Origin of the sequence: [Clostridium] celerecrescens 18A (assembly GCF_002797975.1) — a bacterium.
Taxonomy (GTDB): domain Bacteria; phylum Bacillota; class Clostridia; order Lachnospirales; family Lachnospiraceae; genus Lacrimispora; species Lacrimispora celerecrescens.
In genome coordinates this window covers 2,610,237-2,632,106 of record NZ_PGET01000001.1, presented here as the reverse complement: position 1 = coordinate 2,632,106, position 21,870 = coordinate 2,610,237, and the positions used below count along the sequence as shown (strand labels likewise).

The following is a 21,870-nucleotide window of genomic DNA, read 5'->3' as shown; positions in this document are numbered from 1 at the left end:
TTTTTTACATGTAGTAGAAACTTCTTCAAAAATGGGATGCATATGAAAATTAATATAAAGTTTGATAAAAGTGAACCGCTTACTGTACATTGGGCTGTATGGTTTTATATTTTAATTCTTGTCAATTCTGTTATGGCTTTTGGTCTTATAACATTTCTGGAATTTGATATGAGTGAAAACAATGCAATTTATATGCTTGCTATGATTCCATGTATGGGCCTGGTAGTAGGGGCAGCGATTATTAGAATTATAAGAACCCTGAAACTTCGAATGAAGAAAATTTCAGATGGAATCAACCGTGTGGCTGAAGGAAATCTGGAGGTGGAGCTGGATTTGAACCATTCAGGGGAATATAGAGATATGTACCGTAATTTTAACCGTATGGTCCGGGAACTTAAGAATACGAAAATAGAAATGCAGAATTTTATGAACGATTTTTCTCATGAATTTAAAACTCCCATAACATCCATTCATGGATTCGCGGAACTGCTGCAGGAGGACCATATCAGCGAAGAGGATAGAAAACAATACCTTCAGATCATAGCGGAAGAATCCCATCGATTGGCGTTACTTTCCCAAAACACTCTTTTGCTGTCAAAGCTGGATGCACAGGAGGTTATAACGGATAAGAAAGTATTCGATTTGGATGAACAGATTAAAAAATGCACGATTTTAATGTTCCGGGAAATGGAGAAGAAAGAGATTACCTTAAATATGGAATTGTCTCCGGTAAAGTATTTCGGAAGCGCAGAACTGATGCATCAGATTTGGATGAATCTTATCAGCAATGCGGTTAAATTCACCCCCCATGGAGGAGAAATTACCATTATAATGGTTTCTGTCGGAGATCAGATAACAGTTAATATATCGGATACAGGAATTGGAATGGATGAAAGAACCATTAAGCATATATTTGACAAATATTATCAGGGAGATTCCTCCCATGCCACCATTGGGTTTGGACTTGGTCTGTCAATTGTGAAACGAATTGTAGATTTATGTGGAGGCGATATCACCGCAACAAGCGCTCCGGGGCTGGGAAGTACATTTTCAGTAGTATTGAAAGCTCCAGTACACAGATCTAAAAATAAATAAGAGGATAAAGGCTGTATACGTCTTGAACTGCTCTCCTGTCTGATTGAACGGGAACAGTTCTAGCTGTATACAGCCTTTTTTAATTAAAAATATATACTGCACATGTAAGTTTACGTTGAGTTTACGATAGCTTTTTAAAATGAAAAAGTAATCAGTATTTCATTCTAAGGAGGATTGGCGATGAAAGCATTCAATAAAATTATTGTAGTAACAGGTGGCGGAAGTGGCGTGGGTAGGCAATTGGTAATTGAACTGCTTTCCAAAGGTGCTACGGTAATTGCTGTTGATAAGAATCAGATGGCACTGATTGAAACGGTTGAAGTTTCAGGAAATAATAACAGGTTATACACGCATGCAGTTGATATTTCAAATATAAGAGATGTAATTGCATTTACAGCTGAGGCAGTTTCAAAGTATAAAAATATAGATGGACTTATAAATTGTGCCGGTATAATACAGCCATTTTTAGACCTGGATGAATTGGAGCTGGATCAGATTGATCGTGTAATGAATGTGAATTTTTACGGAACGATCTATATGACAAAGTCATTTCTGCCATTTTTAAAGGAACGTCCGGAAGCACATTTGATCAATATATCCAGCATGGGTGGATTCCTGCCCGTTCCCGGACAGGGAATTTATGGTGCTTCTAAAGCAGCTGTAAAGGTTATGACAGAAGCGCTCCATTCAGAACTAGCGAATACTGCTGTGAACGTTACAGTAGTATTTCCGGGTGGTGTAGCCACGGATATCAAAATAAATTCAGATATAAAAGGAAGCAAATCGGTGGCAGAAGATGCAAGGGCCAAGAACATGCTGTCTCCTGAGCAGGCTGCAAAGCTGATTGTAAAAGCAATGGAGAATAACCGTTTTCAGGTATTTATAGGAAAGGATTGCAGGATAATGAACGCGTTATATCGTTTATGGCCTGAATATGCAATGAAATTGATAAGTAAAGTACTGGCGGCTAATAAGCATTAACTTTTTCATATTACTGGATGAAGCTTTAGCTAATTTAGAAAGGGGAACGGAATGATGCGCAAGATTTGTGTAATTACCGGAGGTGGCAGCGGCATGGGGCTGGCTGCTGCCAAAGAAATGGGAAAAAGTTATTATATTATCATAAGTGGAAGGAATCCGAAGAAGCTGGAAGATGCGGTAAATGAATTGAAAGCGGATGGAATCCAGGTTGAAGCATACCCCTGTGATGTCTCTGATTATACCAGTGTGGAAAAACTGGCTTCTTATTCAAAAGCTAAGGGTTCTGTGGCTGCCGTAATACATGCAGCCGGAATGTCGCCCCATATGGGAGATGCAAAAACGATTATGGAGGTGAATGCGCTTGGAACCATTTATATCAATAACGCCTTTTACAAAGTGATGGAAGAAGGTTCCTGTTTGATTGATGTGTCTTCCATGTCCGCATATTTAACTCCGAAATTAGTAATGCCTGTCAGAATGTACAAGTACAGCCGGGAAGCTCCGGATCAATTCATGAAAAAAGTAATGAAACGTATTTATTTTTATCCGGAAAAATATCGTTCCGGTATTGCATATGGGATTTCAAAAAATTTTGTCATATGGTTTGCAAAACAAGACGCAGCTAGATTCGGTAATAAGGGAGCAAGAGTACTTTCTATATCACCGGGCAATTTCGATACCCCCATGGGTGAACTGGAGAAAGAAGAAGCAGCCTCTTTCACTAAATTCTGTGCAGTAAAAAGGCCAGGACGGGTGGAAGAAATCGCAGGTCTCTTTGCATATTGTGCCAGTGAAGGCGCAGGATATTTAACTGGTGTAGATATTCTGTGTGACGGAGGTTTGGTGGCATCAGGAGTAAATGCAATGCTGAAAAAGGTTGTGTAAATGGACGAGGTTTCCCTGCCGATGAAGCAGGTTAATATAAAAATGATTTTTATAAGGAGCGGAATATGAAAAAGAGAGTTTTGTTACTTGGAGTAATTGCAGTTATACTGATTGTTTTGGTCATAATTCGGGTTAATGAAAAAAAGGTTACAGAAAAGACAGATGTGCTGCCGGTTGTGGAAACAGTATATCCTGAGGTTGGTACAATTGAATTGTATACCAGCCTGATCGGAACCGTGGAACTAGAGACGGTAGTCAGGATTTTTCCGGAAGCAGTGGGAACCGTTACACAAGTTCCCGTAAAAGCCGGTGATATGGTGAATCAGGGACAGCTTCTCTGTGTGATTGACACTAACAAAGTACAGAACTCAAAGAATGCCATGGATAATGCTGAAGTTACTTATAAAGAAGCTCATGATACTCTGGGGCGTATGGCTGTACTTTATCAGAGCGGAGCTATCTCAGAGCAGGAATATCAGGGGTATGCAAATTCAGCAAAAAAGTCAGAGATTGCTTTTAGACAGGCGAAGGAGGAATATGAAAATCAGATTTCCTACAGCAATATCAAGTCTCCGATCAGCGGAAAAATTGAGAGCTGCAGCATAGAGGAATTTGACAAGGTGTCAGTGAGTGATCAGATCTTTGTTATTTCCGGAGAGGGAAATAAAATTATTTCTTCAAGCCTGACAGAGAAATTAAAACGCCAGGTAAATCTTGGAGACACGGTAAAAGTGGAAGAAGGCGGAGAGGATCTGGACGGAACCATTTCTGAAATAAGTGGGATGGCAGATGAAAAGACTGGTCTCTTTAAGATTAAAATCCAAATGAACGGGGGAAACGATTTATCCCCCGGGACGAGTGTCAAGCTGTCACTATGTTCCGATCGTGCGGTGCAGGTGCTTACGGTTCCTGTGGATTCCGTCTACTATGAGAACAGCAAACCATATGTTTTTACTTATGATAATGGGACTGTACATAAAATTTTTATTAAAGCCGGTATTTATGATTTGACCCGGTTGGAGGTGAAGGAAGGGATTCAGAAGGATATGTCAGTCATTACTACCTGGAGCCCGGAGCTTTATGAAGGAGCAGAAGTGGTGGAAATGGGCATTGATAAAGAAACAAAAGGAGAATCTGAGGCATGAATAATTTAACAAAAATTGTTTTAAAACGGCCTGTTACCATCATCATGTGTCTTCTATGCCTGGTGGTATTTGGTATCTCTTCTGTTAAAGATTCCAGACAGGAGCTGACACCTGAGATGAGCATGCCCATGCTTATGGTCGTGACGGCATATCCCGGAGCACAGCCAAAGGATGTGGATGAATTAATTGGTAAAGAAATTGAGAGTGCAGTTGGTTCACTTAGCGGTATTAAAAAGGTGACATCAAAATCCTCGGAGAATCGCTCCACAGTCACTTTACAGTATGAATACGGAACAGATCTGGATAAGGCCTACGATGATCTTAAAAAGAAAATTGACGGAATTTCCGCAAATTTGCCGGAGGATTCGAAAGTACCGGTGGTAATGGAATTGGATATGGCCTCCACTGCTGATATTGCTCTGGTTGTCAGTGGAAGAGATACTGAAAATCAATATGATTATGTAAAACAAGACATCGTGCCGGAATTTGAAAAGCTGTCCAATGCAGCAGAGGTATCAATTGCGGGCGGAAGTGAGGATTATATCAAGGTAGAACTGAACATGGAAAAGATGCAGCAGTATAAACTTTCCATGTCTTCCGTAGCAAATGATATTTCTGCGTCTGATGTAAAGATGCCCGGGGGGACAGTAGAGGTAGGCAGAAAAAAAGCAGCAATATCCTCGCGGCTGAAATTTGACACAGAGGATTCTCTGCAGGATATTCCGCTTACGGTACCCGGTAATAATATTGTTTATCTGGGGGATATTGCATCTATTTATACAACAAGTGAAAAAGAGGGGAGTATTGCCCGCTATAATGGAAACAATACGGTTTCTCTTTCTATAAGTAAACAGCAAAGCTCCACTGCTGCAGAGCTTTCAAAAGAAGTAAAAAATGCAATTAAAGCGCTGGAATCGGTGAATCCGGAATTAGATATACAAATGATTCATGACAGCTCTGAAGATATCATGGCCTCTTTGTTTTCCATAGCAGAAACGGTTGTTCTTGGTATCATTATATCCATGATAGTTATCTGGCTCTTCTTTGGAGATCTGAAAGCGTCCCTAATTGTCGGAAGCTCTATACCGGTTTCTATTTTGGCGGCACTTATTCTGATGAAGCTCATGGACTATTCCCTGAATATGCTGACCCTTGCAGCGTTATCCATGGGAGTCGGGATGATGGTGGATAATTCCATTGTCGTGATGGAAAGCTGCTTCCGGGTGACAGCACAGGAAAAGAAAGAATTTATCGATTACTTTATGGATGCATTGAAAGGTTCAGAGATTGTGGCAGCTTCGGTTTTCGGCTCTACCCTGACCACCTGTGTGGTATTTCTCCCGCTTGCTCTCTTAAGCGGTATGGCAGGACAGATGTTTAAGCCTTTGGGATTTACTATCGTATTCTGTATGGGAGCTTCCCTGATATCGGCAATTACGATCGTACCCTTATGCTATTTAATTTATAAGCCGGAGGAAGCCCGGGCTCCTTTGTCCACGCCGGTACAAAAGCTTCAGGAAGCCTACAGAACAATCATTCGTTATATTCTTCCTAAAAAGAAAACAGTCATGACAGTATCAATTCTTCTGCTTTTAGTATCCTTCCTTATGGCAGGGCAGCTCAAAGTCAGTCTGATCACTGCGGATGACCAAGGACAGCTTGCCATTACGGTGAATATGGTTCCGGGGCTTAAAACAAATGAAGTTGATGAGCTGCTGGAAAAGGTAGAAGATGCATTCTCCGATTATGACGAAATGGATTCTTATATAACCAGTTATGGAGGAAGCGGAGTCAGTGCAGGAAGTTCTGCCTCAATACTTGTATATTTAAAAGACAACAGAAAGATATCGACAGAACAGACAGTGGATATTTTTAAAGAGAAGTTAAGTCATGTGTCTGACTGCAATATTACAGTAGAAGAAAATTCTTATGCCAACATGAATAGTTCCGGGGATTCATACGAGCTGAACATAAAAAGTGCAAATTATGATCAGTTAAAAAGAACCTCCGAAGAACTTGTCTCAAAATTGATGGTTAGGCCGGAGCTTACCCGGATACATTCTTCGATTGAGAACTCTGCGCCTGTTGTGGAAGTAACTGTGGATCCGGTAAAGGCAAAGGCAAAAGGCATAAGCCCTTCTTCTATCGGGCACAGTGTATATCAGGCGATTAATGGGGTGAATGCGAAATCTATAGAAGTAGATGGCGATGATGTGGAGGTAAAGGTCCAATATATGGAGGGCGAATTCAAGACAATGGACCAGATCCGGAATATGACCCTGTCCCTTTCAAACGGAGGCTTTGCAGCTTTAAATGATGTTGCGGAATTAAGCTTTCAGGACAGCCCGGCCAGCATCACGAGAGAAGATAAGCAATATGTCGTAACGATTACCGGAGATTATACCTCAGCGGCAGAAAAGAATACGAAAAGTATGATTAACAGTGAAGTTGTGGCACCGAATATAAATCCTATTGTTAGCATAGGAGCCAGCGCAATAGATGAAACGACGACTGAAGAACTCACCTCTCTTCTTACCGCGATAAGTCTGGCAATTTTTCTTGTATTTGTAGTTATGTCTGCCCAGTTTGAATCACCAAGGTTTTCCTTTATGGTCATGACAACTATTCCATTCAGCCTCATTGGTGCTTTTGGCTTATTGTTCTTTGCAGGCTGCGAATTGAGCATGGTTGTAATGCTTGGATTTTTGATGCTGGTTGGAACGGTTGTAAACAGCGGGATTCTTTACGTGGATACGGTCAATCAGTACAAAGAAGAGATGCCTCTTGAGGAAGCAATGATTGAAGCAGGAGCTACCAGGCTGCGTCCAATCCTCATGACAACTCTCACAACGGTGCTGTCTATGATTCCAATGGCACTAGCATTGGGTCATTCAGGAGAAATGATGCAGGGCCTTGCTATTGTCAATATCGGAGGCCTGACCGCTTCCACAGTATTAAGTCTTCTTATGCTTCCTGTATATTACAATATCATGAGTAAAAAAGGTGAAAAGGAGAGAAAGAAGCGAGAAAGAAGCGAGAAAGAAGCGAAAAAACTGACAAGTAAAGAGTTTTAAATAAAGTGAAAGGAATGAAAAGATGAGAAAATGGAAGCTGATCGGCGCATGTTGTCTTGTGACAGTGCTTACCTTTTCCGGCCCGGCGATGAAAGTCCGGGCTGGCAGTCCGGAATTTGCAAGGACACCTGAGGAATGGGGGAAGCTCAGAGACAATGTGATGGAGTATGATGAACTGGCTGGATTGATTCATGAATACAACGTAACAGTACAGAAAAATCAGCTAGATATAAATGATAAGAAAAAGGATGACCTGGTTACAAGGGATCAGTATGCTCAGTATTACCGGGATGCCGCAAGTGATGCCAGGAGCGCCATATCGGGTGATGATCCGGTTTCAGATGCTAAAAGTGCGGTGAGCGCCGCGAAAGCAGATAAGGAGGCGGATGTTAACACAGAGGATCTGGAAATATACAGACTCACTTATGACCAGACGGAGGCGAATCTGATATCGAGAGCTCAGACCTTGATGATTTCCTATTTTCAACAGCAGTATGAACTCGAACGTTTAATGATAAATTTAGAGCTTTTAGAGGCAGAATACCAGGCTGCACTGGCAAAACAGAGCACAGGCATGGCAACCCAGGTGGCTGTACTTATGGCGCAGGAATGTTTACATAACTCCAGGGGGGCGATTGATAAATTGCGCGCATCGGCGGAAGAAACAAGGCAGAAGCTTTGCGTAATGCTGGGCTGGAAGTACAATGATATTCCTGAAATCATGGATATTCCGGCTGTTGATATGGAACGTACCGGTTTAATAAACCCGGAAACAGATAAGGAAATGGCTTTTCAGAATAATTACACCTTAAAGATCAATAAGAGGAAGCTGGAGAACGCCAGCGCCGATATTACGAAGGAGACCTTAAAAAGGACCATCTCAAGCGATGAGCAGAATATCAACACTGCTCTTGTAAAGGATTACCAGGCAGTCCTGCAGGCTAAGGCAGCTTATGAGCAGGCAATTGGGGAATATAATTTGGAGAGCAAAAACATGGATACAGCCCAACAGAAATATCAGCTTCGTATGATGAGCCCCCTTGATTATCAGAGGCAGAAAAATGCGTACAATATGAATCGTATTGCCGTAAAGTCTGCAGGGCTGACCCTTTTTCAGGCATTCCAGACCTATGATAATGCGGTGAACGGTCTGGCTTCGACGGGAGGTTGATGAGATGAAAAAGAAGTTTTTTTTACCTTTCTTCATTGTGGTTGTACTCATGGCTTCTTCTGTTATTCCTGCTTATGGAGCAGCCGAACCCGGTCAGCCGGAGAACACTGTCCCTAATGGGGTAACTCAAGAACAGTGGGATAGGCTGAATGATGATACGATCGAGTTTGATGAGCTTCCAGATCTTGTACGATATTTTAATCCTGATATGCTAAATTCAACGGACACTATTTATGACTCTTTAGATAATCAGCGATACATTCATGATGAGATGATCCGCAACATCATGGACTTAAAGGACGAAGTGGATGAGCTAGAAAATTCAGGCGCAACAGATACAGTGGAAGGAATGGAACAGTATATGATACTCAATATGACGGTAAAGGGTATGAAAATATCAGCTGAAAAAATGGGCAGATCGTTAGACTATTTAAACCGTTCCAATTCATCGGTTCAATCCAATATCTCCCGGGCTGCAAAAAACTATACGTATTATGCCAATCAAACCATGTTCAGCTATAACAGTGCTCTTTCTAACCTGACTACGCTTCAGAAGGTGGCAGAATTAAGTAATGCGGCCCTGGAGGTTCAGAAACTAAGCGTAAAGCAGGGTATTTCTACGGAAGCGGCCGTGCTTTCAGCCCAAAAGGAATTGCTGTCTGCACAGTCATCTCTCCTGAAGCTTGACAATACCATTGACAGCTTAAGGCGTTCCCTTTGTCTTATGACCGGGTATTCTAAAGAGGCAGTTCCTGCAATCGGCGGACTTCCTGAGCTGGATACCATTACTGTTTCTGCCATTGATTTAGAAGCAGACACGGCAAAAGCAATCAGAAATAACTACAATCTCATTTCGAAACGCCATACAACCTCCAATCATTCCACAACCGGAACGAAAGACAAGGAAGCCAGCAATTCAGAAGGAGAACAGAACGTTGGAATTACAATGCAGTCCTATTATCAGGCAGTATTGCAGGCAAAAAGCTCCTATGAGGCTGCCTGTATTTCTTATGAAAAGGCTGCATTGGAGAAAGAAAAGGCCGATCATTCTTTTAAACTTGGTTTGCTAAGCAAAATCAATTATATGCAGGCCCAGATGTCATACTTTGAGGCAGAAAGTGCAAAGCAGAATGCCTATGTCTCTCTGTATCAGGCTTATGATACCTACCGGTGGGCGGTAAACGGAATCATTATGGCTTCGGAGCAATAATGATTCCAATATAAATATGCCACAAAGAAAAAATTTATAAAATAGAATGAAGAAATGAGAGGAGGAATGATGCAATGATATTGTCTTTTCGTTTTAGAAATTTTCGTTCCTTTCTGCATGAAGTTTTTATTGATATGAGTGCATTAAATTATGATGAACTCTCAAGTCATCTGATCCAAACTGACAGCAAAAAGCTGATAAAGACCCTGGCTGTTTATGGAGCCAGCTCAAGTGGTAAAACCAATTTAATCCTTGCACTTGTGAGTTTTCAATCACTTATTTTCAAACAGCTTTTTTTACTGAAAGGTATTTCGGAAAAACATCACATGTCGCTTTTGGACTTAAGTTGCAGAAGTAAGATTGTTCCATGTCAAATAACAGACGTGAATCAGCAGCCAACAGAAATGGAAATTTCTTTCATAAGCGGCCAGTGTGTTTATGAATACGGATTCACTATTAAAAATCAGAATATTTTATCAGAGCATCTGATTGCGGATCACCAAGTGGTATATACAAGGACCGCTGGAGTGCTCTCCGTTGGACGCGGGTTTGAAAAATATTTACATAAAGGGACATCTTTCCGTCCTAATGATAAGCAATTATTTTGTTCTGTTTTATCATGTTTGGACATTCCGAAAATTACAGAAATAATGAAGCCGTTTAAATGTTTTTTTTCCAAACATATTGTGTATTGTTTTGATTTCCCTGAACCGTTTCAATTTCTTGGAAATTCAGCTATAGAAGAGAGAATTTACAAAATACGGGAGAATCCCAATGCACTTAATTTTGGTTTCGAGCAGCTTCAAAAGTTAGGAATTCCTGTATCAGACCTGATTATTGAACATGGTATTCCTATGCTTGGATACCGCGTCAAATCTCGGACCACTGGGCAGCACCAGACATATTATATGGACTTTACAAACGTTCCCGACAGTACAATGAAATATCTATCCTTATTTATAGATATATACAATCTATGTCAAAAAGGGGGAATCTTAATCATAGACAACATTTCTGATAAATTTCAACCGGCTATCGCGAAATTTATAGTAGATTTCTTTCAACGGGATAGTAATGTGAATGTTCAGCTTATTTTCACAACCCATGATTATTCAATTTTAAATAATCAGCAATTCCGGAGGGATGAGGTGGCTTTTGTGGATATCAATGAATATCAGGAATCAAGGCTATACACTATGGCAGATATGGAGGTCCGGACCGGTTCAAGTTTATCATTGGACCTTTTGGAAAAATATAGGGCTGTTCCTATTGTTAAAAATAATATTTTTTAATTTGGAAAATTATATATCTACAGAGCAAAAGCCATAATAATTCCGTTAACCTCTAATAGTGGTGTAGATGTTATTCATAAAGGGAACACGGATTCCGGTAATTATAGAGTCAGCAATTGCAAAGAAGCATAAAATCTGTCCAATGAAAAGGGTTCAAATCGTGTAAGGGTGCTTACTTAATAAGCAAAAAAAGTGATTCTGCAATGTTAAAAATCATACAGAATCGCTTTTTTATAATTGATTATTTTTTCTATTCCTATATTGGATAGGAGTAAATCCCATTTGTTTTCGAAAAATCTGTGTATAATAGCTTGCACTAGAAAAACCTATGTTATGTGCTAAATCTGTTATGCTCAAATCCGTATTATCTAATAGATATAAGCTTTTTTCAATTCTATAGCTTAATATATAGGTACTTATAGTTGAGTTCATATGTTTTTTGAAAAATCGACAACATTCGTTTGTGCAAATGTTTATACTATCAGCGATCTCTTCTAAAGATAGCTTTCTTCCATAATTATTCTGTATATATTCTAATATTTTCTTTAACCGATTCAGGTCCTTTTCATTATAGGCACACACTGTAAATTCACTTTTAGATTTCTCAAAACAATCATATAAATTCATCCATATGGTGGACAAATATGTAAGTAACTTTAACTCGTTGATTTCCTTGTTGTTTAAATATAAAGTGTAAACCTCTGATAAATTTTGCAAGATATTCTTTGCATCTTGATCATTGTCTAGTAATAAAAGGTGAGTAAGAGACGGATTTTTGACGATTTCATCTATATACTTTGTCTTAATACGACTTAGTTCAAAACCGTAAATGAGTTTTGGCAAAAATGTGATGGATAAATATTCACAATCTTGTCTGTTATGCATCTTTCCACTATGCATCATATTTTGATTACAGAAGATTCCCTGTCCTTTTTTTAACAAATGTTCAAATCCATTTATTGTATATAGGATCTCGCCTTCTATAATATAAGTAAATTCTAATTCTGGATGCCAATGATCCAAAAAATAACCTTTGTCATATCTGGATAATACTTCCTTACTGATTAAAATTGGATATTCTTTAGAACCATGCATTTTTAACTCTTTTTGTTGATTATCAACTATAATTTGCATAGGCACCTCAACTTAATTATAAAAATAATCAATATATAGATATTTTTATTACTTAATAATTATTATAATGATTTAAAATAATTTGTCAATGAGACATACATTTGTGAAATGTAACAAATAAATGCATGACTAACTATTAAAGAAAGTCAAGTATAATTGTAAATTTCCGAATAAAGTTCAGAAAAGCATTTTAGATAAATGAGTACTTGGGAGGATTGGCATAAAGAATTAGTAAATGAGTATGGGAATGATTGGTTCCAGCAAAGTCTTTCACCAGAGGAGATTTTAAAGATAGTTTCAATGTGTGCATTGGCTATTTAGTAAAGGAGACGAATGGAAAGCATTAATATTAATAGTGAGAAAAAGTATTGCCAGAAGCAGGCTATTATATTTAATTCTTTTAATCAGATAATTACAAATACTTTGACAGGCGATATTATGGTTTTATTTCTAACAGATATCCTTTTATTCCAAACTGTAAATATCACCTTTATATTGTCATTGATACCTTTGATTGCATTAGTAAGGCTCCCCCTGATATTCATATTAAGGGGGAGCAATAAGGTAAAAATGATAGAAATCAGTATTATTGCGAAAGCGGTTTTTGTAGCAACGCTACTATCTATCCCGTGGAGTTTGCTGGGAGTCAGGAAATATACTGCTTTAATAATAATTTATCAGATTGCTGTAGAATTTGGTGTGGGCATATGCTGGCAACCCTTAATGAAAGAGATTACATCAATCAGTGACAGAGGACAGTTCTTTAGTAGAATGAGGTTCGTATTTATGTCGCTGAACACAGTATTTGTTTTTCTTCTAGCATTTTTCGTAGGAGATACTATGAATATCTTTCAATATAAGGCTCTATTGTATGTATCTCTATTTGGTCTTTTAATACAGTTTTACGCAATCAAAAAGATAGAAAAAAAACAGGTCATATTTGAAAGCAATTATTATAATGGAACCAATAAACCATTATTGCAGCAATTAATAGATAATAAGAAAATATTATGGGCACTTATCTTAGACCTTATGTTTTTATGCATAGGATTTACATTGAATGTAGTTTATCTTAAAACTACACTGGGATATTCTTCAAAGCTCGTAACCTTATATATAACGCTAAATAATTTAGGCGGAACATTATCCCTACCATTATTGGGTAAGTTATTAGATAGGAATCTGCATAAGGGAAGTAAATGTATATGTAAATTATATCTAATATATATGATGATATTAGTCATGCTTCCTATTTACACCTCGGGCAATATAATAAATGTAATTTTTATTATTATGCTATCACTGTTAAGTGGTGTAATTGCATCTAGTATATATCTTATGATGACAATTTTACAGCATAACCTAGTTAAGACGGAAGATTCCTTTATGGTTTTAAACCTATATCAGATCATTATCTATGTTGCTACGTTTATCTCTACTAATATGTTTGGTATCATTATAAATAACTCAAGGTACAATAGAGTCTCGACAATTTATTCATTTTCTTTGGATTTATTTAAATGTGTTAATGTGTTTCTTATATTGTGCTCTACTGTAATTGTGAAAATCGTATTTCATAAAATTAACATGAATTATAAAACTTAATTGGTGAAATATAAAAAAATAATGGCGGCTGCGCAATGCAATGCTTGTCACAATTTTTAAAACTCACCAACTGTAGAATATAGAAAATAGAGGAATGAATACACCTTTGCGGCGAAAGATTACAGAAGGCCGGTATAGGTGTATTTATGGTCGATAACACGACATGCATCAGAATGCTATGTCTGATAAGATACTAATTATTTGGAGAATTATTTTATATAATCAACTTAAGGAAAAGGAAGGAGATAAAACGTTATGCTAAAAGGGATACCGGCAATTATAAGCCCGGAATTATTGAAGGTATTATGTGAAATGGGACATACAGATGAGCTTACAATCGGAGATGGGAATTTCCCGGGACATACCTACGGAAAAAAGGTGATTCGCATGGATGGCCATGGGGTACCGGAGATATTAGATGCAATTTTACAAATATTTCCACTGGATGCCTATGTGGAGCATCCGGTTACTCTGATGGGAATCGTCCCCGGAGATGATGTAAAAACCCCAATCTGGGAGCAATACAAAGAGATTGTTGCAACATACGATAAGCGGGGAGCAGAATGCTTTGAAGAGATTGATAAGTGGAAGTTTTATGAAAAAACGAAGGAGCACTCTTCGGTAGTAATCATGACGAGCGAAAAAGCACTGTATGCCAATTTAATTCTAAAAAAAGGAGTGGTAATATAGACAGGAGTGGTTCCAAGATGGCAGGTTTTCGCAATGCATTGGAACGGAACGGATGATAGTTGCATTTATTGCCGGAAGTTAAATTATTACATTTATAAATTTTATGGCTATAAGGGTATTCCACCGAATGTAATAATCGGAGGATGCCCTTAAGTGCATTTCTCATTGACTGCTTTTACGATAGTTACTTGCTGAAATTCCGTAATATTGTTTGAAAGCATAAGAAAAATGTTGAACAGATGAATAATTTAACCGGTCGGCAATCTCTGAAATATTCATGCTGGCATCATGAAGGTAAATTTTAGCCATCGACATTTTAGCCTCAGATTTTTTTTGAAGAAATGTCTTTCCATAATAATTTTTTAAAAAACGCTCTGTCTGACGGATGCTTAAGCCAAGGCGTGTGGCCAAGCTCTCTAAAGTAAGAGTCTCATATTCATAAAGAAAACTCTCCTCGACAATGATATATTTACTGTCCACCAGATTAGACGGAGAAAAATGTACCTTAGACTGTCGTTTATTTTCATAATTGCGGACAATCTTCACCACGCATTGCTGGAGCAGTGTCTCAACCTGAATCATATAGCCTGTATACCTATGTTCCAGTTCATAGAAAATTTGCTGCATCAGCGGATAGAGCTCCTGGGTGTCCTGGCCGAACCAGAAATGAGTATGTCCAAATTTATATGCCACGGTTTCCGGTTTTTGCTCTGCAGCACCTGCATTCTGCATCTTAAAATAGATACAATACTCTGCCATAGGATCGTTTTTAATAGGTATTTGTTCATGTTCCACGTGGGGGCCGGTCATATAAAGGGTATTAGGGGTAATATCATAAACCTGATCGTCAATAGAGACGGTTCCGTGCCCATAGGGGATATAATGAATTTCGTAGCTGTTGTTCCCATGGCTGTGTCTGGGCATGGAACGGAGAAAACGCTCAAACACAATGTTCAAAACGAGGAAAGTTGTTGCATTGACCGTTATCTTAATATTTAAATCCGTATATACCGTTCTCATCGCATCCCTCCTGCGCTTTAATGATATTTTTAGTTTACCAAAGGATATGGTTCAAGTCAAGATGTTCGAGAATACGACATCAGGAACCTGGACCTGTCTGATTAGGTACTAATAATTTGAAAAAATTTCTTTATAATTAAAATCAGATCAAACAAAAATCACATTTTAAGGAGGAAGTACAATGGCATTAGTTACGTCGAAACAGATGCTGCTTGATGCGCAGAAGGGCGGATATGCAGTGGGAGCTTTTAATGTGGAAAATATGGAGATGGTAAAGGCGGTTATAGCTGCAGCAGAAGAATTGCAAGCTCCGGTAATGCTTCAGACAACACCGTCTACCGTAAAGTATGGAACACTGGAAACATATCAGGCTATGGTGGAGGCAGAGGCGGAAAAGGCCGGTATTCCGGTATGCCTTCATCTGGATCATGGAAATAGCTATGAACTTGTGGCCCAGGCAATCCATGCAGGCTATACATCGGTTATGATTGATGGATCCCATGAGGATTTTGAACAGAACATCACTCTCACGAAACGGGTGGTGGAGCTTTCAAAAGCCTGTGGTATTCCGGTGGAAGCGGAGTTAGGTAAGGTGGGCGGAAAGGAAGATGACCTGGAAGCCGATGGGGATACTAATACAGATCCGGAAGAGGCCAGAGAGTTTGTGGAACGAACCGGTGTGGATTCTTTGGCAATTGCCATCGGTACGGCTCATGGATTTTATGCAAGTACGCCGGTCTTGGACAAAGATAGGGTTTCCAAAGTCAGGGCTTTGGTTTCCGTACCTCTGGTACTTCATGGTGCGTCAGGCCTTAAGGATGAGGATATCAGGGAATGTGTACAGAGAGGAATGTGCAAAGTGAATTTTGCAACAGAACTAAGGGTTGCCTACATAGAGGCGGGAAAGAAGCTGATGGCAAAGAATCCGGATACCTTTGACCCTAAAAAGCTGGGAGGTGCCGGAATGGAAGCTGTGAAAGAACTTGTGAAAAATCGCATTCTGGTATGTGGCTGTGATCGTAAAGCAAAATAAATACAGGATGGAGAATGATATGGGGCCATATTTATTGGGAATCGATATCGGTACAAGTGCCTGCAAGGTTGCTCTTTTCGACCGGGGAGGAAATGTCATTGCTTCTTCCAGTAATGAATACGAGGTCTTTTATCCAAAACCAGGCTGGGCGGAACAGAATCCGGAGGATTGGTGGGCAGCAATCTGTCTGGGAACAAAAGCAGTATTGGAGCAATCTAAAATCCAAGCAAAACAAATTGCCGGAATCGGGATTGATGGACAGAGCTGGGCGGCAGTGGCGGTTGACCGGGAAGGAAACGTTCTTGCAAATACACCGATCTGGATGGATACCAGGACGGATGATATCTGTAAGGAGTTAAACGACAGGGTGGGGGAAAATCGTATTTTTGAAATTTCTGGCAATTCTCTACAGCCATCCTACACAACAGCTAAAATCATCTGGTATCAGAGGAATCTTCCTCTGGTGTATCAGAATACATATAAAATTCTGCAGTCTAACAGCTTTATCGCCTATAAGCTGACTGGAAAACTGACACAGGATATTTCACAGGGGTATGGGCTGCATTGCTTTGATATGCATACAGGGACATGGAGTGAAGAGATGTGTAAAGCTTTGGAAATCCCCGAAGAAGTTCTGCCTGAGATCTATCCTTGTCATGAAGTTATCGGAACAGTGACTGTGCATGCAGCGGCACAATCCGGCCTTGCCGCTGGAACTCCTGTCGTGGCAGGCGGCCTGGATGCAGCCTGCGGTACTTTGGGCGCCGGTGTGATTCATCCGGGGGAGACCCAGGAACAGGGCGGGCAGGCTGGAGGAATGAGTATCTGCATGGATCAATATCAGGCAGATAAACGGCTGATTCTAGGTTACCACGTAATTCCTGGTCTGTGGCTGCTTCAGGGAGGTACAACAGGCGGTGGAGGAGCAATGCGCTGGCTGGAGCGGGAATTGGCTGATTATGAGCGGGAAGAGGGTAAGCGCTGTGGCAGAAGTTCATTGGAATTGTTTAATGATCTGGCACAGGAAGTCCCTCCGGGAAGCGATGGATTGATTTTTCTACCTTATATGGCGGGTGAGCGGTCCCCTATCTGGAATCCAAGGGCAAAGGGCGTTTATTATGGCCTGGATTTCAGCAAGACAAAAGGGCATTTAATCCGTGCAGTTATGGAAGGTGTTGCTATGTCCTTAAAGCATAATCTGGATGTCGCCGAACATACAGGTGCTAAGGTGAGTGTGCTCCGGGCGATGGGAGGTTCTGCAAATTCCCTTCTGTGGACGCAAATCAAGTCGGATGTAACAGGAAAGCCCATTGCAGTTCCCTCTTCCGATACCGCCACCACCCTGGGTGCTGCCATTTTGGCAGGTGTTGGCGTAGGGATCTATGGGGATTTTGAAGAAGCGGTCAAGATAACGGTTAAAAATAAGCGTTACCATGTTCCGAATCAGGATAATCGGGAGGTATATGACCGGAATTACCAGTATTATCTGGAAATATATGACTCCTTACAGAAAATTATGGAAAAATAGGAGGCTGAAAATGAAAGCGGCAGTCGTTTGTTCAAATGAAAATGTGAAATATCAGGATTATGAGGAACCGGTGGCAGGACCGGGTCTGGTAAAGGTGAGGGTGAAAGCATCCGGTATATGCGGTTCTGACATACCCAGGGTACTGCATCATGGTGTCCATTATTATCCCATAGTCCTGGGACATGAATTTTCCGGTGACGTGGTGGAAGTAGGGGAGGGCGTTAAAAAAATCAAGATCGGAGACAGGGTATCCGGAGCACCATTACTTCCGTGTATGAAATGTGATGACTGCCAGAATGGAAACTTTTCCCTCTGCAAGCTTTACAGCTTTATCGGTTCCAGACAGCAAGGCAGCAATGCGGATTATGTGGTATTACCGGAGCAGAACGCGGTTGTGTTTGATAAGAGCATTTCCTATGAGCAGGGAGCCATGTTTGAACCATCCACCGTTGCCCTTCATGGGATTTTCCAGAATCAGTACAGGGGCGGTGAGCATGTTGCGGTTTTAGGCGGCGGAACCATAGGAATGTTTACGATGCAGTGGGCAAAAATATTTGGTTCCAGAAAAGTAGTAGTATTTGATATCAGCCAAGAGCGTCTGGAGCTGGCTAAGCGTTTGGGTGCTGATGAAACCGTCAATACCTCAGAAGCTGGCTTTATGGAAAAGGCCATGGCTTTTACTGAGGGGAAAGGTTTTTTCTATGTATTTGAGACAGCCGGACAGATTTCCACCATGCATATGGCCTTTGAACTGGCGGCTAATAAAGCTCATGTCTGCTTTGTAGGCACTCCTCATGAGGAGCTAAGCTTTACTCCTGCCATGTGGGAGAATATGAACCGGAAGGAATTTTATCTGACCGGTTCCTGGATGTCATACAGTTCCCCATTTCCTGGAAAGGAGTGGAACCTGACAGCACACTACTTTGCAACCGGACAGCTTAAGTTCGACCCGGGGTTTGTCTATAAAAAGGTTCCCATGAGCCAGGCACAGGAGGCCTTCCAGATGTTCAAGATACCAGGCCAGGTCAAGGGAAAAGTACTGCTGGTAAATGAAGAATAGGAGGCTGCTATGATACTGACGGTTACACTGAATGCGGCGATTGATAAACGCTATGTAGTGGATGGGTTTCGCATAGGAGAAGTAAACCGGGTAAAGGAATGTACTTATACTCCAGGCGGAAAAGGACTGAATGTGTCCAAACCGGCTGCTATAGCAGGTGCCCAAGTGGTAGCTACCGGATTTATCGGAGGCCATGCTGGAAGCTATATTGAGGATTCTCTAAAGCCATTTGGGATCAAAGGTGCTTTTTACCATTTAAAGGAGGAAAGCCGTTCCTGCATTAATATCTGGGATGAGAAAAATGAAATCCAGACGGAATTTCTGGAGCCGGGGTTTACTGTTTCAATGGAAGATTTTCGGCGGTTTACAGAGCAGTTTAAAGAATTGGCCGGACAGGCAGAGGTTGTGGCCATGTCTGGAAGTGTTCCCAAAGGCCTTGATGGAACCGCTTACCAATGCTTGGTAAAGATTGGAAAAGATCTTGGAAAAAAAGTGATACTGGATACCAGCGGTAAGCTTCTTGAAATGGGGATAGAAGCCCTGCCGACCATGATTAAGCCTAATTTGGATGAAATCCGAATGCTGACCGGAAAGTCCTGTGACAGTCTGGATGAGATGATCCGGGCAGCTGGTGAGATCCATAGACGTGGTGTGGAAATTGTGGCAGTTTCCCTTGGCAGGGATGGATCCTTTGTTGTGTGTGATACGGGAGTTTACCGAGCCATAGTACCCCAAATTAATGCGGTTAATACGGTGGGGTGCGGGGATTCCATGATTGCTGGTTTTGCTCTGGGGCTGAGTCAGGGTCTGCCTGTGGAAGAGATTCTGAGAAAAGCCAGCGCTATTTCAGCAGCTGCGGCATTAAGGGAAGAAACCGGGTATTACAGACTTAAGGATATGGAACGGCTGCTGCCGGAGATTGAAGTATGCAGGATCGGGGGATGTAATGAACTATCAATTGGAGAATGATGATCTGCACGTGGTATTCACAACAAAGGGCGGAGGGATGACCTCAATCAGGGACAAGAGCGGACGTGAATATTTATGGCAGGGAGACTCCCGGTATTGGAGCGGCCAGGCGCCTGTGCTGTTTCCCATCTGCGGAAGTCTGAGAGAGGACCGGGCATTGACGGAAGATGGTAAGTTGGTTCACATTCCAAGGCATGGAATTGTACGTAAGGAAGAATTTAAACTGGAATTCGTGTTCAAAGACAAAATTTGTTTCTCCATTGGAGAAAATGAGTCTATGCTTGCCCAGTATCCTTATCGGTTTCGTCTGTTCATCACTTATACGCTGAAGGAAAAGCAGATACAGGTAACTTATGGGATATTGAACGAGGATACTGCCAATATGCCGTTTTTCATAGGAGGTCATCCTGCATTTAATTGTCCCCTGGACAGCGGTGAGAATTATTCTGACTATAAGATTGTTTTTGAACGGAAGGAAAACTGTACGGTTCCGGCTCCTGTAACAGAGACAGGGCTGATCGACATGGGAAAAAGAACGGCGATGCTGGAAGGCAGCAATACATTACGCTTAAGTCACGATCTGTTTAAAGAGGATGCAATAATCTTTGATCAGTTAAAATCCCGGAAAATCAAGTACATCCACAGACAGGAGCATAAAGGAATCCAATTGGAGTTTCCGCAGTTTCCATATGTGATTTTATGGTCTTCGGGCAACAACGGGCCTTTTATTGCTATGGAGCCATGGTCCGGTCTTTCTACCTGCAGCGATGAAGACGATGTGCTGGAACATAAGAGAAATGTATTAATCGCAGAGCCAGGGTTTTTAGAAAAGTTAAGTTATTCCATAACGGTTTTATAAATAATAAGAAAAATGAAAAGGAGAATAGACAGATGGGAGAATTCATCAATCCGGCATATGTGCCGAAAGTAACACTGTATACGGGAGAGCAGATTCCCTGTGTTGGAATGGGAACCTTTGGTTCTGACCGTTTTACCCCGGAACAGGTATCCTCTGCGGTGGCAGGGGCAATCCGATGTGGATACCGGCTGTTTGACTGTGCTGCCTGCTACGGCAATGAGGACCAGATCGGAAAAGTATTCCAGGATGCGTTTGAGGAAGGCGTGGTGGATAGAAAGGACCTGTTTATCATGACAAAGGTGTGGAATGATATGCATGAGCGGGTGGAGGAATCCTGTTTAAAAAGCATTGCGGACTTGCATTGCGGCTATATGGACCTGTTCTTTATCCATTGGCCGTTCCCAAACTATCATGCCCCTCATTGTGATGTGGATTCCCGCAATCCGGATTCCAGACCTTTCAGCACAGAGGAATTCATCCGTACATATAAACAGTGTGAGGCCCTTGTAGAAAAAGGACTGATCAATAACATTGGCATTTCCAATATGACCATTCCGAAGCTGGAAGCAGTTTTGCCGCTGATGAAGATCATGCCAGCTGCCTGTGAAATGGAACTCCATCCCTGCTTCCAGCAGCAGGAGCTGTTTGATTATCTAGTGGCACATAAGATTCAGCCTGTGGGCTTCATGCCCCTTGGTTCTCCCCAACGTCCGGAACGTGATATGTGTCCAGAAGATATTGCAGACTTACAGCAGCCTAAGATGAAGAAAATTGCAGAGGCTCACGGATGCCATCCGGCACTTATTGCACTGAAATGGGCAAGACAAAGAGGGCAGATCCCCATTCCATTTTCCATCCATGAAGCAGAGTATGCCGGCAACTTAAGAGCCATGACAGAAGATCCGCTTACAGAGGATGAGATGAAATCAATTGCAACCCTGGAGCGCAATAACCGGCTGGTAAAAGGGCAGGTATTTCTCTGGGAAGGTGCAGCAGATTGGCATGATCTGTGGGATGAGGATGGCTGTATTGTAAAATAGGGAAAAGAAAGAGAAGCTGACGGAGAGGAAGTTTCTCTTTCTTTTCGTATGCCATGGAGAGTATGCTCCCCATAGGAAT

General features: G+C 41.1%; 18 protein-coding genes. 16 read left to right on the top strand and 2 right to left on the bottom strand.

The window, feature by feature from the left end; genetic code table 11:
• Positions 1-42: 42 nt before the first annotated feature.
• The 8 genes from H171_RS12125 (at position 43) to H171_RS12090 (ending at position 10,853) form a co-directional block, all read left to right on the top strand.
• Positions 43-1,095, top strand: a complete 1,053-nt coding sequence (locus H171_RS12125) for a sensor histidine kinase (RefSeq protein ID WP_166433618.1) — start codon at positions 43-45, stop codon at positions 1,093-1,095.
• A gap of 180 nt (positions 1,096-1,275) precedes the next feature.
• On the top strand, positions 1,276-2,076 hold the full coding sequence (locus tag H171_RS12120) for an SDR family NAD(P)-dependent oxidoreductase (RefSeq protein WP_100305385.1): 801 nt from the start codon (positions 1,276-1,278) through the stop codon (positions 2,074-2,076).
• A 51-nt stretch (positions 2,077-2,127) separates the two neighbouring features.
• Complete coding sequence (locus H171_RS12115) at positions 2,128-2,961, top strand: SDR family oxidoreductase (RefSeq protein WP_242976946.1); 834 nt, start codon at positions 2,128-2,130, stop codon at positions 2,959-2,961.
• A gap of 65 nt (positions 2,962-3,026) precedes the next feature.
• Entirely contained in the window at positions 3,027-4,106 is a 1,080-nt protein-coding gene (locus H171_RS12110) for an efflux RND transporter periplasmic adaptor subunit (RefSeq protein WP_100305383.1), read from the top strand.
• Positions 4,103-7,180 (top strand): efflux RND transporter permease subunit, encoded by a 3,078-nt coding sequence (locus H171_RS12105; RefSeq protein WP_100305382.1) that lies wholly within the window; start codon positions 4,103-4,105, stop codon positions 7,178-7,180. The genes H171_RS12110 and H171_RS12105 overlap by 4 nt, the downstream gene beginning before the upstream one ends.
• Before the next feature lie 22 nt (positions 7,181-7,202).
• Positions 7,203-8,351 (top strand): TolC family protein, encoded by a 1,149-nt coding sequence (locus H171_RS12100; protein ID WP_100305381.1) that lies wholly within the window; start codon positions 7,203-7,205, stop codon positions 8,349-8,351.
• Between the two features lie 4 nt (positions 8,352-8,355).
• Positions 8,356-9,561, top strand: a complete 1,206-nt coding sequence (locus H171_RS12095) for a TolC family protein (protein ID WP_100305380.1) — start codon at positions 8,356-8,358, stop codon at positions 9,559-9,561.
• 74 nt (positions 9,562-9,635) lie between these two features.
• The gene (locus H171_RS12090) at positions 9,636-10,853 is read left to right on the top strand and encodes an AAA family ATPase (protein WP_100305379.1); all 1,218 of its coding nucleotides are present in this window, start codon (positions 9,636-9,638) and stop codon (positions 10,851-10,853) included.
• A gap of 231 nt (positions 10,854-11,084) precedes the next feature.
• Here the strand turns inward: H171_RS12090 and H171_RS12085 are convergent, their stop codons facing one another.
• Positions 11,085-11,987: an AraC family transcriptional regulator gene (locus H171_RS12085; protein ID WP_100305378.1), complete on the bottom strand. Its 903-nt coding sequence runs from the start codon at positions 11,985-11,987 to the stop codon at positions 11,085-11,087.
• Positions 11,988-12,320: 333 nt separating this feature from the next.
• Here H171_RS12085 and H171_RS12080 point away from each other — a divergent pair, with 333 nt between their 5' ends.
• The gene (locus H171_RS12080) at positions 12,321-13,592 is read left to right on the top strand and encodes a hypothetical protein (RefSeq protein ID WP_100305377.1); all 1,272 of its coding nucleotides are present in this window, start codon (positions 12,321-12,323) and stop codon (positions 13,590-13,592) included.
• A gap of 255 nt (positions 13,593-13,847) precedes the next feature.
• The gene (locus tag H171_RS12075; RefSeq protein ID WP_100305376.1) at positions 13,848-14,282 is read left to right on the top strand and encodes an RbsD/FucU family protein; all 435 of its coding nucleotides are present in this window, start codon (positions 13,848-13,850) and stop codon (positions 14,280-14,282) included.
• A 162-nt stretch (positions 14,283-14,444) separates the two neighbouring features.
• Here H171_RS12075 and H171_RS12070 read toward each other — a convergent pair whose 3' ends face one another.
• Positions 14,445-15,302, bottom strand: a complete 858-nt coding sequence (locus tag H171_RS12070) for an AraC family transcriptional regulator (RefSeq protein WP_100305375.1) — start codon at positions 15,300-15,302, stop codon at positions 14,445-14,447.
• Positions 15,303-15,483: 181 nt separating this feature from the next.
• On the opposite strand from H171_RS12070, the gene H171_RS12065 reads away from it, so the two are divergent.
• Genes H171_RS12065 through H171_RS12040 form a run of 6 tightly spaced genes read left to right on the top strand, consistent with a single transcriptional unit; the run spans position 15,484 to position 21,791 of the window.
• The gene (locus tag H171_RS12065; protein WP_100305374.1) at positions 15,484-16,335 is read left to right on the top strand and encodes a class II fructose-bisphosphate aldolase; all 852 of its coding nucleotides are present in this window, start codon (positions 15,484-15,486) and stop codon (positions 16,333-16,335) included.
• 19 nt (positions 16,336-16,354) lie between these two features.
• Complete coding sequence (gene xylB / locus H171_RS12060; protein ID WP_100305373.1) at positions 16,355-17,863, top strand: xylulokinase; 1,509 nt, start codon at positions 16,355-16,357, stop codon at positions 17,861-17,863.
• Positions 17,864-17,873: 10 nt separating this feature from the next.
• A complete protein-coding gene (locus H171_RS12055; protein WP_100305372.1) occupies positions 17,874-18,923 on the top strand; it encodes a galactitol-1-phosphate 5-dehydrogenase in 1,050 nt (349 codons plus the stop codon).
• Positions 18,924-18,932: 9 nt separating this feature from the next.
• Positions 18,933-19,892 (top strand): 1-phosphofructokinase, encoded by a 960-nt coding sequence (pfkB, locus tag H171_RS12050; RefSeq protein ID WP_100305371.1) that lies wholly within the window; start codon positions 18,933-18,935, stop codon positions 19,890-19,892.
• A complete protein-coding gene (locus H171_RS12045) occupies positions 19,870-20,751 on the top strand; it encodes an aldose 1-epimerase family protein (protein ID WP_100305370.1) in 882 nt (293 codons plus the stop codon). The genes pfkB and H171_RS12045 overlap by 23 nt, the downstream gene beginning before the upstream one ends.
• A gap of 32 nt (positions 20,752-20,783) precedes the next feature.
• Positions 20,784-21,791, top strand: coding sequence for an aldo/keto reductase (locus H171_RS12040; protein WP_100305369.1), 1,008 nt, complete (start codon positions 20,784-20,786; stop codon positions 21,789-21,791).
• Positions 21,792-21,870: the final 79 nt, after the last annotated feature.